9 protein-coding genes and 1 other annotated feature (1 of these 10 only partly in view) are annotated in these 17,482 nt (G+C 46.4%); of the genes, 1 reads left to right on the plus strand and 8 read right to left on the minus strand.

Features of this window, described 5'->3' with window-relative positions:
• The first annotated feature begins 144 nt into the window (after positions 1–144).
• On the plus strand, positions 145–417 hold the full coding sequence (gene rpsT, locus DESYODRAFT_RS23215) for a 30S ribosomal protein S20 (RefSeq protein ID WP_007786806.1): 273 nt from the start codon (positions 145–147) through the stop codon (positions 415–417).
• A 90-nt stretch (positions 418–507) separates the two neighbouring features.
• Here the strand turns inward: rpsT and holA are convergent, their stop codons facing one another.
• The 8 genes from holA to leuS all read right to left on the minus strand — a co-directional run bounded on the left by holA (position 508) and on the right by leuS (position 17,291).
• A complete protein-coding gene (holA, locus tag DESYODRAFT_RS23220) occupies positions 508–1,527 on the minus strand; it encodes a DNA polymerase III subunit delta (protein WP_007786807.1) in 1,020 nt (339 codons plus the stop codon).
• Positions 1,528–1,807: 280 nt separating this feature from the next.
• Entirely contained in the window at positions 1,808–4,267 is a 2,460-nt protein-coding gene (locus DESYODRAFT_RS23225; protein WP_007786808.1) for a ComEC/Rec2 family competence protein, read from the minus strand.
• A complete protein-coding gene (locus DESYODRAFT_RS23230; RefSeq protein WP_007786809.1) occupies positions 4,264–4,860 on the minus strand; it encodes a helix-hairpin-helix domain-containing protein in 597 nt (198 codons plus the stop codon). The genes DESYODRAFT_RS23225 and DESYODRAFT_RS23230 overlap by 4 nt, the downstream gene beginning before the upstream one ends.
• Positions 4,861–5,092: 232 nt before the next feature.
• Positions 5,093–6,502, minus strand: a complete 1,410-nt coding sequence (gene ltrA / locus DESYODRAFT_RS23235) for a group II intron reverse transcriptase/maturase (protein ID WP_007780559.1) — start codon at positions 6,500–6,502, stop codon at positions 5,093–5,095.
• 502 nt (positions 6,503–7,004) lie between these two features.
• Complete coding sequence (locus tag DESYODRAFT_RS23240; protein ID WP_007786810.1) at positions 7,005–8,330, minus strand: PhoH family protein; 1,326 nt, start codon at positions 8,328–8,330, stop codon at positions 7,005–7,007.
• 389 nt (positions 8,331–8,719) lie between these two features.
• Positions 8,720–10,858, minus strand: coding sequence for a cell wall-binding repeat-containing protein (locus tag DESYODRAFT_RS23245; protein ID WP_007786811.1), 2,139 nt, complete (start codon positions 10,856–10,858; stop codon positions 8,720–8,722).
• Between the two features lie 127 nt (positions 10,859–10,985).
• A complete protein-coding gene (locus tag DESYODRAFT_RS23250) occupies positions 10,986–14,438 on the minus strand; it encodes a pyruvate carboxylase (protein WP_007786813.1) in 3,453 nt (1,150 codons plus the stop codon).
• A 351-nt stretch (positions 14,439–14,789) separates the two neighbouring features.
• Positions 14,790–17,291, minus strand: a complete 2,502-nt coding sequence (gene leuS, locus DESYODRAFT_RS23255; RefSeq protein WP_007786814.1) for a leucine--tRNA ligase — start codon at positions 17,289–17,291, stop codon at positions 14,790–14,792.
• Positions 17,292–17,345: 54 nt separating this feature from the next.
• Positions 17,346–17,482, minus strand: a binding site (T-box leader) (it continues 61 nt past the right edge of the window).

Consider the following 17,482-nt stretch of genomic DNA (forward strand, 5'->3'; position numbering starts at 1 on the left):
GTAATTTCCTTATTTTCTATGGTGACAATATCTCAGATTAACAACAAAATTCCTGATTTTCCTTGATAATTTTAAATCCTGATGTTAAAATATAGTTTGTGCAACAATCCGAACGAATGTCATAACCAAAGGGGGTGACTATTAGTGCCAAACATTAAATCCGCCATTAAAAGAGTTGAGTTGGCAAAAGCTCGCACGATTAAAAATGCTGCTGCAAAATCTGCATTACGTACAACCATTCGCCGTTTTGAAGAAGCAATCAGCACGGATTCCGAGACTGCAGCACTCGCTTTGAAAAGGGCTGCTCGTGCTTTGGATAAAGCCTCCTCCAAGGGTTTGATTCATAAAAACTTAGCTGCTCGCAAAAAGTCCCGTCTTACAAAACGCTTCAGCAAACATTTTGCTCAAGTGGGCTAAGCAAAAAATTGCTGTAAAAAAGAAAGCGACGCAATCGTCGCTTTCTTTTTTTGTGTCAATAACCCCGTCCCCTGGCACAACCTTAACAGACTAAGTAACCGACTCCCCTCCACAAAACCTGATAATCATCATTTCCAATAAAAATCCGGGATCTCCGCCCCCGGATTTCATTGCCACATCTGTCTTCAAACATTCTGCTAACCCCTCAGACAACTGCTTCGTCGCTAACTTTGAAGATTGCTGCCAAAGCTTTTGGGCTTCATATGGTTTAATCCCCAACACAGAAGGAACCTCAGCCAGATTTCCGCCCCGCTTGCGTAAGGCATCACAGCCCAGCAAAAGACGAACCTGACGAACCATTAAGGTTAAAACCTTTAAGGGATGCTCTTCAAGTAACACCTCCCGCAACGTCTTAACTGCTTTTGCCGAGGAACGATCTGCTACCGCATCCAAAAGATTAAAGATACTCGCTTCAATCGTCCGCGTCGTGATAGTCTTAACATCCGACATGGTTATCTTTGAGCGATCCCCCACAAAAGCTACAAGCTTATCTAACTCCTGACTTAAAACCCCGGTCTGATGTCCTGCCCATTCAATAAACTGAGACGCCACCTTAGCATCCATTGCCTTTCCCCGTGCATTTAATTCTGCCTGAACCCAAGCCAGCCATTCCTGAGGACGTTTGGGAACTGAAAATTCTAAGATCTCCCCCGCCTTCGCCCGGCTCAAAGCTTTATAAAGTTTTCTTCCTCTATGCACGCTCTCAGCGACAAACAAGAGGCAGGTAGCAGGATTTGGGTTGGAAAAATACTCTATAAACGGCTCTAAATCTGTCGTTTGTCCCTCCTGAAAATAAGGAGCCTCATCAACCACCACAAGACGGTTAGCAAAAAAGGACATTGTATTAGCCCGCTCTACGATTTCAGCTGGAGATAACTCCTTTGAGTCCAGTACTTCGATTCCACTTCCGGAAGGATCCCTCATGAAATAGAACGACTTAAGGACTTTCAATCCTTCCTGTATTAAAAAGCGCTCCTCCCCATGCCAAAGGTAAATGGACGCAATCCTTCCCTTTTCTACGCTTTCCCTGATTCGTTCAATCTCACGCATCTTAACTAAACACCTCTAGTGCTCATTTTAATCGAGACCCTTAAAAAAAGCCAGTGAAAAAAGCATGCTGCCGCACACACTACATCAGTTATCCACAAGTCAAAAATTATATACTTTCCCGAACAATAAAAAAAGCCCCCCACGGTAGTGGAGGAGCAAAAGAAAGAGGAGGAGAAAAGAGATGTTCCTTGTTATTGTTACCCAACATTTCCTTTTTATACATACTGTCGAAAAATAATCGGATTCCAGCTTTAATTTATGGATATAGAGGAGCAGTACACTAGCGGCCAGGAATAACCTCAACCCCACCTTCCCCTAACAATAGCCTAATCGTTCCATACTCGTCCGTCCGAAAAACCGGAACATGACGTTCTTCCCAATACCGAAGCACTTCCCGTGAGGGGTGGCCAAAGGAGTTTTTCCCTACCGATATCCACACAGCCTGAGGATACATACTTTCTAACCAAGGTGCATACAAGGAAAACCGGCTTCCATGATGAGGAACCTTAAAAACATCTGTTTCCAGAGCCACACCCGTCTCATAGATGTCCTGCATTTGTTCTTGCTCCATATCCGCCGTTAACATAACACTTTGCCCTAAATAATGAAGTTTGAGCACCAAACAATTATTATTGGCATCCGAATGCGTTCCTTTAAGGACCTGCTGCGGACCTAAGACATCAATCCAAGCTCCTGAATCCAGATTGATTCGATCACCCGCTTGAAGTAGGCGCAACGTCTCGGACTGTCGAGTTAAACCCACGGGCAGCCCCTCTCGCCATTCCTCATTTTCCAGACGCTCGCCCACATTAGGCACCCCTACCCAATCAGTGGGAATAGTCTTGAGTATCGCTCGTACTCCACCAATATGATCATTATGTTCATGGGTAATCAGCAGGGCATCCAAATGCCGAGTGCCTGTATGCAGCAGATAGGGCAGGACAATACGCTCCCCCGCATCAAAGGTTTCACTGCGCGGACCGGTATCGATTAAAACAGCATGCTTCTCAGGCGTCCGTATTAAGGTCGCATCTCCTTGTCCCACATCAATTATAACGACTTCCAGATCGTTTTTTGAATTCCAGGGGCTCCATAATAAAACCAGAATCAGCAATATCCCGCTCCAGCGGACTAACCACCGATTTCCCGAAATAGGTCTGTACGATATACTTGCCAACGTTCGTTGCATGGCTTGACCAAGCCCCCCTGGGCATTCCTCAATCAGCCTGACCGCAAGTTTACTTAACCCTCTGCGGCAGTAAATCCATCTTACTTTAAAGGTAAAGAGAGCACGCTCTCTCCCCCACAAAACAACGCCAATGCCGCCATACCAGATCAACCAGAAAAGGGGCCCCGGATTTAGAACCCAGACATCCGCATAGGGTAATTCCGCCAGGAACTTTAAAATCGCATTCGTCCCTTCCAGCAGCCATAAACTTGCTTGAAACAAGGGAGCAGACAATTCTGGGGAAAAAGAAAGCAATACCCCTAAGAGCCCTACTTCTAATACACCCCCTAAGACAAATAGGATAAAGACATTAACCAATAAACCAATGATCGATAAGCGATGAAACGCTGCAATCAACAGCGGTAAGGTCGCCGCTTGAGCTGCCAGGGTTCCGGCAGCCGCATAACGAAGCAAAGCAGGTATATTTGCCAATAACTTCGTCCCAAGGATCCGAGGAGTGAGCACTATTATTCCCCAGGCTGCCGCAAAAGAAAGCTGAAAACCAAGATCCTGAATAATCAAAGGGTTATGAATAAAAAGCCCCACAGCAGCAAAAAACAACCATCTCAACACAGCCACTTTTTCCCGGCCCAGACGCCCCAGTAAAAGCGCAATCCCCAAGATAGTTGCTCTGACAATCGGAGCATTTCCCCCGCAAAGGGCGGCATAAAGCAACAAAGCCAAAACTGTTGCACCAATCCTGAATCCTTTTGGCAAAAAGCAGAAGAGAAGCCAGGAAAACCCCAATACAAAGGCTACATTCGAGCCCGAGGCTGCAAAAACGTGAAGCACACCCGTCACCTTATAGCGTTCTTCGACCACGTCTGGAATCCGACTGGAATCTCCAAACAGAATCCCCTCTAAGACCCCTGTTTCCTCTGAATCCCAAATCAAAAGCCGGTTCCGAACTTGCTGACGAATCTTCCAAGTCAGGCCCGGCTCCCCTGCAGATACAAGCACTGCATCCCCTTGAGCGTACATAGTTCCGCTTAGCCCTCTAACTCCATAGTAAAGCCGCACATCAAAGCCACCCGGCGTACCGAGAGGCTTAAGTCTTTCCAAGTGCCCTTGAAAGCTCAGCCGGTCTCCAGGCTGAACCCGCTTCCACTCACTTGGAATATGTCCCCCTTGATCAGGATAAACAGCTAAACGATAGGTCTGACCTTTAACCTCACCTTCCTCGACACGCAGAAGTCCAACCGCCATATCCTCATTTATATTCCAATCCTTTAAGAGGCCAACAATTTCTACGCGATCCAAAACAAGGGGTTCCGGCAAGGTTCTCTCTGCAAGCGCTCCATAGACAAACCCCAACAACAGACTCCCTGCTAACAGTGGTATTTCAGGTCGAAACATGCGGCCAAAGAAATCACGAGGACACCACAATAAAAGCCGAACCCCTAACCATACAAGAATCCCCAAAGCCCAAAAACGTCCCTCAGACGGAATGTACGCTCCAATAAGTCCTCCGAGCAAGAGGGCAGACGCTCGTCTGATCAAAGGATCTCTCATGGTCCAACCGTCACTTGGGAAGCCATTTTTTCATAAGTCTTGGGACCAATACCCGAAACATTCTCTAAATCTTCAGGTCTGGCAAAGGGTCCATGTTCCGTCCGATATTGAATAATCCGCTCCGCCAACGCCGGGCCGACACCAGACAGTTTGTCCAGTTCAGCAGCCCCGGCAGTATTAATGTTTATTTTGCCTTCGGATGTTGACGAAACTACTGTTTGCAGAGGATTAGCCGCAGGCGCAGCTGGCGCGGATGAAGTCGTTAAGCCTGCAGAATCTTGGGGAATAACAACCTTGAACGGAACCGTCACTTTCTGACCGTCTTTTAGTTTTTCCGCCGGATTCATACTCTCTAAGTTCGCCTCCGGCAATAAGCTGACTTGCTTAAGGGCATCATCCAAACGAGCATCAGGCTCTAAATGAACAAGTCCCGGTTTTTCAACGGCCCCGGCAATATAAACAATAATCTCCCGACGCGTATCTGCTTTTTGAAGATACGTCTCCGAGCCATGAGGAAGAAACAGTTTCCAAATCGCTACAATCACCAAACCAACAAGGACACCCCACCAGGCATAGCGTAGCTTCCGTTCCATCCCCATACCCCCTGCCATATCAAATAATCTGCTTTATCGGTTTCAATTTCGCCTTATTCCTTTGTTCTCCTGCCACGAAGTCTTGCTTATCCTGTCGGATTTTGCCCTTTCGTCAAGCACCCTGGATATGGGACAACAATGATCGGGTAGGAGGCTGATCATTATTTGATCAGCCGACCTCCCACAGCACCGTACGTACCGTTCGGTATACGGCGCTTCCAAAGTTTACACGTTATTTCGCAGAGTAATATTCACTAAAACTAAGATATCCGACTTGCTTAAACCGCTCGTTGGATAGTGCTCTCGTCAGAATAGGGCTATGGGCAGTTCGCCAATAGCCTTTTCTTGTATTTGCCCACATCCAAGCTTGTTCCTTGCTAATACCTGCTTTCTTCAGGTTTTTAAACCGAGTTCGGATTTTCTTCCATCGCTTCCAAGTTACCATTCGTATACGACTTCTCATCCATTCATCCAGTTCCTTGAGTAGCTTCTTAGCATCTGCCGGTTTGAAGTAATTTGTCCAGCCTCGTACCACTTGATTGAGCTTAGTTCTGCGCTCTTCGATTCCCATCCCATTGCTACGCCCAGTAACTTCCCGGATTTTGTCCTTAAGCTTCTGGATGCTCTTAGGATGGATTCTCAGGCGCCCTTCTCCCCTGTAAATATAGAAGCTATATCCTAAAAACTTGACATAGTTTACATGAGCAACCTTCGTTTTCTCCCTATTTACCTTTAGAAACAGTTTTCCTTCGATATAGGGGAGAATGTGATCAATGGTTCGTTTTGCCGCCTTCTTACTTTTGCAGAAAATCATCATATCATCTGCATACCGTACAAAGTGGTGTCCTCGCTTTATCAACTCGTGGTCGCACTCGTTAAGCATTATGTTGCCAAGTAACGGACTTAGGGGGCCTCCCTGTGGCACACCCTCTGGACTTTCTTCAAACATCCCGTTGGTCATAACTCCTGCTTTCAGGAATTTGTGAATCAGGGATATGACCCGGCCATCTTTTATCGTCTCCGACAAAATCTGAATCAGCTTGCTTTGGTTTACCGTATCGAAATACTTCTCCAAGTCCATATCGGCTACATATCTGTAACCTGCTGTAATATAGGTTTGGCATCTTCTTAGTGCACCGTGTGCACTGCGGTTCGGTCGGAATCCAAAGCTATTGTCTGAGAACTGTTTCTCGAATATGGGACTTAGAGCCTGAGTTATCGCTTGTTGGATTAGCCTGTCCAAAACGGTGGGTATTCCTAGTTTTCTAGTCTTTCCGTTCTCTTTAGGTACTTCTACCCTTCGTACGGGTTTTGGACGGTATTGACCGTCCCGGAGGGATTGCAAGAGTTCCTCCTTGTGTTCTTTTAGGAAGGGTAGAAGTTCATCTACCTGCATACCATCAATCCCACCTGCGCCTTTGTTTCTTTTAACCTGCCTATAGGCCTGGTTTAGATTCTCGGTGCTAAGGATTTGCTCAAGCAAACCTTCTGTCTGCTCATTTGTGTTGGTGTTGTCGGTTTCAGTCATCTTTGGGGGCGCACACACTTCTGCATACTCTTTCTGTTCCGCAGATACCCTTTGCAAATAGTCTCCTTTTCGAAGTTGTCTGTGTTTTAGGTTGCCACTTTCAGTAACTTTCATTGACCCACACCTCCTTTGGTTCAGCCCTTCCGTCGGTGTCTAGAACACCTCTGTACTATGGCTTCGGCTGACTCCTCACGATAAATCTTGTTTCAACCGGGTTTCTTACTCTGTTTCCACCCGTCCGTGAGGCCTCCCACGGTAAGACGATTCACTTTCATTCCATGTACCCGCAATATCTACGCTAACGTGTCCGTGTAGCTTTTGGGCTTTGACTTGTGTAGCAGTCTTACCCCACGTTTTGCGCCTTATACTGTTCGTATTCCTCGGGGCAGAACTTTGCCGTAGGCTTCCTTCAGATTCCACCTTGCGATGGACACCCTTGCCTTAAGCTAATGGTTGGTCGCTACATACCCCCATAACGGACTTTCACCGTCAAGTTAATCGTCATGCGTGGCGCACTACAAAATGCAAGTCGGGAACTGTCCCAACTTGCATTCCAAACCCACGCTTAGCTTCTCTGCGCCGCAAACACCTCGCACTGTGTGACCATAATCCCCCTTTACAGCAACCCGGCCGCCCGAGTTGCAAGTTCGCTCCGTTCCCCACGAACCAGACGGACCTGGCCGTAAAAGGATTGCCCATTTAACCGGGAAGCGAGATGGGCCAGTCCATTACTCTCTTTATCAAGATACGGATGATCAATTTGATCCGGATCCCCACAAAGCACAATTTTCGTTCCCTCACCCGCCCGGGTAATAATCGTCTTTACCTCATGGGCAGAAAGATTTTGAGCCTCATCGATAATAATAAACTGATTCGGAATACTGCGGCCTCGGATATAGGTGAGTACTTCGATTTCAAGCTGTCTCTTCTTGATGAGAAGATCAATCGCACTGTCTACCACGGATTCAGCGCCTCTCTCACGCTCTTTCTCCCGCCTTGCCCGCAGTAGAAACTCAAGGTTATCATAAATGGGCTGCATATACGGACGAACCTTCTGATCCTTCTCCCCAGGCAGAAATCCAATATCCTTGCCAAAAGGAACAATCGGACGGGCACAAAGCATCCTGACATAGATTTCAGCATGGATAGTTTGCTCCAAACCACTCGCCAAAGCAAGTAACGTTTTCCCGGTACCTGCCGGCCCCATTAAATTAACTAATTTGATCTCTGGATTATTGAGCATTTCCAAGGCCCATGATTGCTCCAGATTTTTAGGCCGTATATCCCAAGGAGCAAGACCTTTCCCCATTTGATAGACGAGTCTCTTTCCATCGGGAGACGTTAAGAGAGGCAAGACGCTGTCGTCGCTCAAAACCGCCTTTACACAGCGATTCGGGGATATCGGTGATTGGAGTGGGATATACCTATTCTTATAAAGTACCGCAACCTCGTCATCATCCATTGAGCGGGTTACGATTTCCTCCATAATAGGAGGCAAAACTACTTTGTCATTATGATAATCTTCCGTTAAGATTCCTAAAGCATCCGCTTTGACTCGCATAGCAATATCTTTTGTAACTAAGACGACAGGACGTTCTTCTTCACGGGTCAGACTCAGGGTGACTGCCAGAATTCGATTATCAGCCAACGCCATATCTGATTTCAAGGGCAAAATATCATTAGAATAATGATTCAGCTCAATCCGAACCTTACCACCGTTGGGCAAAAGAACCCCCTGAGATAGTTGACCTTTTTCCCTTAATCCATCAAGATGGCGAATAGCCTCCCGGGCTGCCCGACCAATATTTTCTAAGCTGCGTTTTTTACCTTCTACTTCCTCTAATACAACGTAAGGGATAATGACTTCATTCTCATGAAAGTGTAAGATCGCGTTAGGGTCATGCAGTAGTACGCTTGAATCGAGTACATATATTTTTTGCAACTATATACACCCCTTTTCTACCATCCTTTTATAGTATATTCCAGATATTTGCAAAATCTCATGACATCCCTATCCCCCACAACGTATTCATTTTAAATCCAGATCTTTCTAATACTATATTCCCAGCCCGCTTAACCATTCGCAAAACCAATTTCAGCCGATTTGTCGGTACTGTCCGCTATTTCAACTCTATTGTCATATCAAGTCAAAGTATAACAGATGACTGTAAAGTAACCTTAGCAAGGATGTTAAGGTAATGTTAAAAAGAATAAACAAGGACGAATTTCTTTTAAATGCTTTAAGGCATCAAAAGAATCGTCCTTGTTTGAAGGTTATGATATCCTATTTCCGGGTCAATCCCTCAAGTCTTGCAATGATAATAGTTTGACTTACTTCCCATCAAGCAAAGCTTCGGCCTGTTTTATCAGGCTATCTGGAACGACAACCGCCCCTCCCAAGGCCCGAACCATAGGACGGCTTCCTGTATCCCTAAGTTTCTTCAGGTAAGCCTCTATTGCAGGAGGAAGGGTTTCTCGATTGGGGTCAACCAAAAGAACCGGGTCAGCTGTTCTCGCTGCTAAAGAGCTTCCGGCAAGTGCATCTTGATAGGCAGATCCATTGGCCAAATAAACTGCCAGTGGGAATTCAGCAAACTCGTCAAGTACGGCACCCGCTGTGGCAAAGCTATCATTCCCTGCTAAGCGCTTAATAGAAGCAGCAGGCACCAACTCTTTGATTTGGGCTTCGACAGACTGCGAGATAGCGGCTTCCCCGCCAACAATATACACAGTGGTTGGATTATTGCTTGCAATATAATTCTTGGTTTTATCCGTAAGTTCATTCTTGCCTATCAGGAGGGCAGGGTATTGGTAAGCACCCGCAAAACCGGCTGCACTCAGGGCATCCGGAAAGCTCTCTCCAGAAATCAGAAACACGGGCGTACCATACGCTGCATCTGCCTTCTCTGCCACAATTATGCCTGTTTCATAGGAATCGGATCCGCCTAAACGTTCAATATTTACATGCCCGCGCTTGATAAGCTCCGTTTCAAAAGGCGTACCTATTACTCCGGTACCACCGACAATGAACAGTTTGGTATCTGAATTTGAATGTGACGCAATATAATCGAAGGCAGCTGATGACTCTTCTACGCTAGCGCCAACCAGCAAAATTGGGGCATCGAACTTTTGGGAAAGGATGCTTGAGGATAAGGCGTCGGAAAAGTTAAGACCGGATGCTAAAATAATGCTCGTACATTGACCGCTATTATACTCTTCTCCAATGATTTTAGCCGTCTCATAACCATCCTGCCCTGCCAAACGTACTGGACGGTCGGCTAAAGGGTTAAAGGCTTTCATCAAGTCCATGTAATCAAAAGAGTTATTTTCGTTTACTTCCGGGATCTGGATTTCAAAGGGTTGGTTGATATCCGAAGTAACTGTACTAAAATTGACCTTCAAACTTAAGTTACCCGCTGTATCTTCAGACATCGTTTGTTGGGGGCCGGGGGTTAGAGACTGCATCAATTGGATAATCTGGGGCAAATCCACGTTAAGATCGAGAGTCCCGCTTTTTTTAACCACATATCCGTCAACAATAGCATACTGCAACTCTAGTCCCTGATCACCCAAAAGGGTAACATTCTCTAATTCATCCATGACCTTATTAAATCCGGTTAAAAACTCCTGCTTATTATCTCCAAAGTCCTCAAAAGCCTGATCAAACTCATTTAAGGTATTTGCCTTCCCCGGAACCTGGCTAAACCCCATGATCGTATCCATATACTCTTTGATAAACGTCATAGCTTCCTGGTCCTGAGCAAAATTATTGACGGCGTACCGGATAAAATCCTTTAATTGGGAGTCGTTAAGTTTGATCTCATATAGTTTAGCCAGCTTACTGCCCTCGTTAGTTTGCAAGTACTGACTTCCTTTGGAAATCACTTTAAGATCCGGATTAAAGCGCTGAGCAAAGCTCGTTAAAAAGGCCAGTTGTTTTGCCGGCATGCTTTTGCTGAATTCAGCAAGCTTGGACAGGTCATAATTAGGTTGTGGCCCCCCCATATTATAAGGATTCATCACCGTGTATTCCTTACCGGCAAACTCCGGGGGTAAAGACGCTTTTGCTATCTGTGGAAGTTTAATAATCTCAATGAGCTTTGGCTCTTCTCCGGTTAAATCCGCGTCTACCCAAACAGGCAGCGTTATGTTCATTCCCGGTAAAGCTAAGTCCATATCAACTTGTGCCTTACTTAAGGTTCTCTCTTGATTGCTGCTGGTTTTTACATTTAGGTTTAATTTCGCGTTATTCATAAATTCGGCAGCCGTGTCGACTTGTTGTTGGACAGCCGGATCAAACCCTGAGCCGCTTAATTTGAAGGTCATCGTTGTCTGCTGCTGCAAAGAGGTTACATTTTGCATCTTCATGGCAGCATCAAAAATGGCCTGCTGATTCTGACTACACCCCGTTAATACAAGTAATAGCGCGAGTAACATCACGAACCAACTTAATTTTTTCACTAATTTCACGTCGTTTCCTCCCCTTCTTTCAAAATTAATCAGATTCATAATGATAATTTCTATGATAAGGGGGGCAATCCCTGCTCAATCAGGAAATTTATTTTCAAACACTCCGAATCCCGGCGCAAGAACGCCTTTATTTAATAACGATCAGAAGCTCCCCAGCCTTGACCTGCTGCCCTTCTTTGATATTCACCGAGCCGATTGTCCCGGCAACAGAACTCGTTATCCTTGTTTCCATTTTCATGGCCTCGATAATCGCCAGCAGCTGACCCTCTGTTACCCCGTCTCCTTCTTCAACCTTCAGCGACACAACCGTCCCCGGAATTGGCGAGCCAATTTCATTCTTGTTATCGGGATCCGCCATTTCTGTCCTGCCGTATTCTCCCAACTGACTAAGAAGGTTAACGTTGCTCCAGTTCTTGTCTTTGATTTTGATTTCCCTTCTATTCCTGTTGACTTCAAATACCAGGGTTCTGTATCCTTCCGGATCCGGCTTCTCGATAGAGCGGAGTTTAATCATCAAACTTCTTCCTTCTGCGACCTCTGCTTCAATAATTTCTCCTTCGCCAAGTCCATGGAAGAAGACGTCGCTTCCCAGCCTGCTCAAATCTCCGTATTCGGCGACAAATTTCAAGAATCCTGCATAGACTTCAGGGTACAGGGCATAACTCAGGATATCCTGTTTAGTTGGTTCCAATTCGAATTCATGTCTCAAATGTTGAGCGATCCTGTCAAAGTCCTCAGCAGGAAGCAGTTCGCCCGGACGCTGGGTAATGGGTTTTTCCCCTTTCAGCACCAGTTTCTGGAGTTTCTCCGGAAAGCCTCCCATGGGCTGGCCCATCATCCCCATGAAATAGGCTACGACAGAATCGGGAAAGGCCATCTTCTCCCCTTTCTCATAGATATTCTCCGGGGTCAGGTGATTCTGAACCATAAATATGGCAAAATCCCCCACAACCTTCGAAGACGGAGTGACTTTCACAATATCCCCTAACATCCCGTTAACAGTCTTGTACATTTCTTTGATCTCGGTAAACTTGTGACCCAAGCCGAAGCTTTCTACCTGAGGTTTAAGATTGGAGTACTGCCCGCCGGGAATTTCATACTTATAGATTTCAGCAGATCCCGATTTCAAGCCGGATTCGTATCTGCCATAAACCGGCCGGACCGCTTCCCAGTAGTCCGATATCTTTTGCAGCCCTTTCAGGTCAATGCCGGGATCCCTTTCCGTATTTTTCAGAGCGGCAACAATTGAATTCATGGCCGGCTGACTGGTCAGCCCTGACATGCTGTTGAAAGCAGTGTCCACGATATCTACTCCCGCTTCCACAGCCATGAGAACCGTGGCTCCCCCGTTGCCTGTGGTATCGTGAGTATGCAGGTGGATTGGAATTCCGATTTCCTCTTTCAAGGCGCGGATGAGCCGATAGGCTGCATGAGGTTTGAGGAGTGCGGACATATCTTTGATCGCCAAAATATGGGCTCCCGCTTTTTCTATCTCTTTGGCCAGCTTAATATAGTAGTTCAAGTTATATTTTTCCCTGCTGCTGTCCAAGATGTCTCCGGTATAACAGATGCAGGCCTCGGCGATCTTGCCGCTCTTTATAACTTCGTCAATGGAAATCTCCATACCCCTCAGCTCGTTCAGAGAATCAAAAATCCTGAAGACATCAATGCCCGCGGCAGCCGATTCTTTAATGAATTCCCGGATGACATTGTCCGGATAGTTCTTATAGCCTACCCCATTCGCTCCTCTTATGAGCATCTGGAAGAGAAGGTTGGGAACCCTTTTCCGCAGTTCCTCCAGCCGTTCCCAGGGAGACTCTTTAAGGAACCTGTAAGCCACGTCAAAAGTCGCACCCCCCCACATTTCCAGGGAAAAGAGATCCTTGCCGTAAACGGAAGTGGCCTTGGCGACTTTGATCATGTCCTTGGTTCTGAGCCTTGTCGCCATCAGAGACTGGTGAGCGTCCCGCATGGTCGTATCTGTCAGCAGAACCTGTTTCTGAGCTTTGATCCAGCTGACCAGCCCATCCGCACCCTGCTCATCGAGAATCTGTTTCGTTCCCCTCAAATCCCCCGAACTGATACCACCGGTTTTAGGCACTTTGGGGACATCGTACTGCGGCTTGACCCCTATGGTCTCGTTGACCACCACATTGCCAAGAAATTTCAGAATCCGGCTTTCATCATCACTCTGATGGCTGAGGGAGATCAGATCAGGATTTTCCTCGATGAAACCGGTATGGCATTCTCCCTTCATAAACAAGGGATGATTGAGAACATTGATCAGAAAGCCTATATTCGTCTTAACTCCGGTGATTTGGGTCTCGGTGATGGCTCGAATGGACTTTTTGATAACATCCTGAAAACTTCTGGACCAAGAGATATTCTTGACGAGAAGGCTGTCATAATACGGACTGATTTCAGCTCCTGTGAAGCCGTTGCCGCCGTCCAGCCTGATCCCAAATCCGGAGCCGGTCCGATAGGATTCAATTTTTCCTGTGTCCGGAGCAAAGTTATTGGAAGGATTCTCCGTGGTGATCCGGCATTGAATGGAATAGCCATTGAGCATGATGTCCTCTTGTGAGTTGATTCCGATCTCCGGAGAATCCAGAGCGTATCCCTGAGCAATTTGGATCTGGGCCTGGACGATATCTATCCCGGTAACCATCTCTGTAACCGTATGCTCAACCTGAATCCGCGGGTTCATTTCAATGAAGTAATAATTTCCCTGGTTATCCACCAGAAATTCCAGGGTTCCGGCGCTCCGGTAGTTTACGGCCCTGGCGATCTTAAGAGCATCCTGATAAATATTGTTTCTGATTTCCTGGGAGATGGAAAAGGCCGGAGTAAATTCCACCACCTTCTGGTGTCTTCTCTGGATGGAACAATCCCGTTCAAACATATGGACTATCTTGCCGTACTTGTCCCCCAGCACCTGTACTTCGATATGCTTCGGTTTCTCAATAAATTTCTCCATAAAGATATGATCGATGCCAAAGGCTTTTTTCGCCTCGCTTTTAGCGCTTAAAAAGGCAGACTCCAGCTCACTCTCGTCTCTGACGATCCGCATTCCTCTGCCGCCGCCTCCGGCGGCTGCTTTAAGCATCAGGGGATAACCGCATTCCGCGGCATGTATCCTTGCCTCATTCACTGTTTTTACGTTCTTCTCATAACCCGGGATAGTCGGGACTCCCACTTTTTTGGCCACAATCTTTGACTTGATTTTGTCTCCCAGCCTCTCCATCATCGCCGCCGTCGGCCCGATAAATTCAATGCCTTCCTGCTCACAGCGCAGAGCAAATTCAGGGTTTTCCGACAGGAAGCCATATCCCGGATGAATGGCATCCACCCCTTTTTTGAGGGCCAGGCTGATAATCTCCTCAATATTCAGATAGGCATCAACAGGACTCCTGTCTTCGCCAATGAGGTAAGCCTCATCGGCTTTGCTCCGAAAAAGAGAGTATTTATCTTCATTGGAATAGATGGCGACAGTCCTTATTCCCAGCTCATTACATGCTCTGAACACCCTAATAGCGATTTCACCCCGATTGGCAACCATCACTCTCTTAAATTTAGCCATAATTCTCCTCCATCTCTTTTCGTCACCTTAATCTTTGTAAATAATAAATAAGGCCGGAAGGCCACAGCAGACTATACAACACAGTCAATAGTTCAAATCTTATCATAATAAACAATCTTATAATATATCAATTTATCGGATTCTTTATGTATACATTTTTTAGGGATAACTTCCCTTCGCTGAACGGTAGAATCTCAGACGAAAGTCGGGTTGATTAAAAAGGATATCAGGCTCTTAAGTAAACCAAATAAGGACGGTTCTTTAATGGATTTAATCCAGAAAGAACCGTCCTTGTCCAGGACTTAAGCAACTTTTAGTCAAGTTTCCCTAACGATTTGCTCTCTTAAGTCATTACTTAACAACAATATTAACCAGCTTACCCGGAACTGTAATCACTTTAACGATGGTTTTTCCTTGGGTCCATTCCATAACTTTTGGCTGAGCAAGCACTAACGTTTCTAATTCAGCCGCTGAGATATCAGCAGCCACTTGAATCCGTTCCCGAACTTTCCCATTCACCTGGAGAATAACCGTCACTTCATCTTGAACGAGAGCCGCTTCATCCACTTCAGGCCAAGGCTGGAGATGAATGCTCTCCGTATGTCCAAGTTCCCGCCAAAGCTCCTCCGTGATATGCGGAGCAATGGGAGCAAGAAGCATAAGAATCCCTTCCAGAGCCTCACGACCGACAGCAGCATCTGCAGTTGGCTGCTCTTTGTAGATATACAAAGCATTAACCCATTCCATAATCGTACTAATGGCGGTATTAAAGTTATAGCGCTTTCCGATGTCTGTTGTTACTCTCTGGATGGCCAAATGAGTGTGACGACGCATTTCTTTGCCGATTTTATCCAGGTGTTCCCAGCTATTTGCCTGATCATCAGCCGCTGATGCTTCTCCTGCTTCCCTTAAGAAGGGCTGATACTGAACAACCAAACGCCAAACTCGATTCAGGAAACGATAACATCCTTCAACCCCTTGATCACTCCACTCCAAATCTCTCTCCGGCGGAGCAGCGAACAGTATAAACAAACGGGCCGTGTCTGCGCCATATTTTCCAATAATCGCTCCCGGACTGACAACATTCCCTTTCGATTTGGACATTTTAGAACCATTCATACAAACCATCCCCTGGGTAAGCAGGTTCTGGAAAGGTTCATCGACCTCCAAATAGCCGAAATCTCTTAAACCCTTCGTAAAAAAGCGTGCATAAAGCAAATGAAGGATGGCGTGCTCTACCCCACCGACGTATTGATCAACATTCATCCAGTGATTTGCTTCTTTTTTCGAAAAAACCTGATCGGCATTGCGGGGATCCGTATAACGAAGGAAATACCAGGAAGAACAAGCAAAGGTATCCATCGTATCCGTTTCACGCCGGGCAGTTCCCCCACACTTAGGACAGGTTGTTTCTATAAACGAAGGAGATGTGGCCAGCGGATTCTCCCCGGATTTAAAGACAACATCAGGTGGCAGCATTACCGGCAAATGTTCCTCCGGAACGGGTACGGTTCCACAAGAATCGCAATAAATCATAGGAATAGGTGCACCCCAATAACGCTGACGAGAGATAAGCCAATCACGCAAGCGGAAATTAACCTTCCGTTGTCCGATACCCAGGCGCTCTGCTTCATCGGCAATCCGCTCCAACGCCTCCTCGCTGCCCAGTCCATCGAAGGAACCGGAGTTCACCATAACTCCTTCGTCTGTGAAAGCCGCTTTGAGGGGCCGGTCCTTCTCCTCTAAGAAACTCCCTGGAGGCACAATGACCGTTTTAATCTCTAAATTATACTTCGTCGCAAATTCAAAGTCCCTTTCATCATGAGCCGGAACACCCATCACTGCTCCTGTTCCATATTCCAGCAGAACATAGTTGGCGATCCAAATCGGCACCTTTTTGCCGCTTAGTGGATTGAGGCAATAGGCTCCTATGAACAGTCCTTCCTTTTCTGCATCGGTTGACGTTCGAGCAATTTCATTGAGGCCCTTCATTTTTTCGATAAAGGCTAACACATCCGCCTCATACTCGGTCCCGCTTACCAGCTCTAGAACGAGAGGATGTTCAGGAGCTAGGACCACATAGCTGACTCCAAAAAGAGTGTCAACCCGGGTTGTATACACTGGGATTTTCTCTGGGCTGTCTTCCAAAGCAAATTTTACTTCTACCCCTTCTGAACGGCCAATCCAGTTACGCTGCATGGTTTTTACCTTTTCAGGCCATCCCGGCAACATGTCCAAATCTTGAAGCAGAACATCCGCGTAATCCGTAATTTTAAAAAACCACTGTTCCAGGTTTTTCTTCGTGACCAAGGTGTCGCACCGCTCGCATCCACCGTCCACAACTTGTTCATTGGCAAGCACTGTGGCACAGGAAGGACACCAGTTCACAGCAGCCTTTTTCTTATAGACCAACCCATGTTTATGAAACTCTAAAAATAACCACTGTGTCCATTTATAATAACCCGGATGACATGTCGCCATTTCCCGGTCCCAATCATAGGAAATTCCCATCTCCTGAAGCTGACGCCGCATATTGGCGATATTCTTCCAGGTCCAGTCTGCCGGCGGAGTCTGGTGCTTGATAGCGGCATTTTCAGCCGGCAAGCCAAAAGCGTCCCAGCCAATAGGGTGAAGCACATTGTAACCTGTCATTCGTTTATAACGAGCGATTACATCCACTATTGAGTAATTGCGTACATGCCCCATATGTAGATCTCCTGAAGGATAAGGGAACATAGCTAAGGCATAATACTTGGGCTTTGAGGCATCTCGCTCGGTTTTATAAGCTTTATTCTCCACCCATTCTTTCTGCCACTTCGATTCAATCTCAGGAAACGAGTACTTCTCTTGCATAAAAAACGTTCCTCCTTAGAAATAAGTCTGCTAAATTAAAAAATCTCTCGTCCCTAAAGGGACGAGAGACCTTCTCCCGTGGTACCACCCATTTTCAATAGCGCTCAAACGATTTTAACGGTTCGCACCGATGTTCATTGTTACCTGAACACAGCTCCAGGGTGAGTTCCTGACGTTCCCAATAACGGCTT

Source organism: Desulfosporosinus youngiae DSM 17734 (assembly GCF_000244895.1).
Taxonomy (GTDB): Bacteria; Bacillota; Desulfitobacteriia; order Desulfitobacteriales; family Desulfitobacteriaceae; genus Desulfosporosinus; species Desulfosporosinus youngiae.

Bases quoted from the DNA above. Each gene is read 5' to 3' on its own strand.
- ltrA (WP_007780559.1), bottom strand. From the start codon at position 6,502: ATGAAAGTTACTGAAAGTGGCAACCTAAAACACAGACAACTTCGAAAA.
- DESYODRAFT_RS23225 (WP_007786808.1), bottom strand. From the start codon at position 4,267: ATGAGAGATCCTTTGATCAGACGAGCGTCTGCCCTCTTGCTCGGAGGA.
- DESYODRAFT_RS23250 (WP_007786813.1), bottom strand. From the start codon at position 14,438: ATGGCTAAATTTAAGAGAGTGATGGTTGCCAATCGGGGTGAAATCGCT.
- leuS (WP_007786814.1), bottom strand. From the start codon at position 17,291: ATGCAAGAGAAGTACTCGTTTCCTGAGATTGAATCGAAGTGGCAGAAA.
- holA (WP_007786807.1), bottom strand. From the start codon at position 1,527: ATGCGTGAGATTGAACGAATCAGGGAAAGCGTAGAAAAGGGAAGGATT.
- DESYODRAFT_RS23230 (WP_007786809.1), bottom strand. From the start codon at position 4,860: ATGGAACGGAAGCTACGCTATGCCTGGTGGGGTGTCCTTGTTGGTTTG.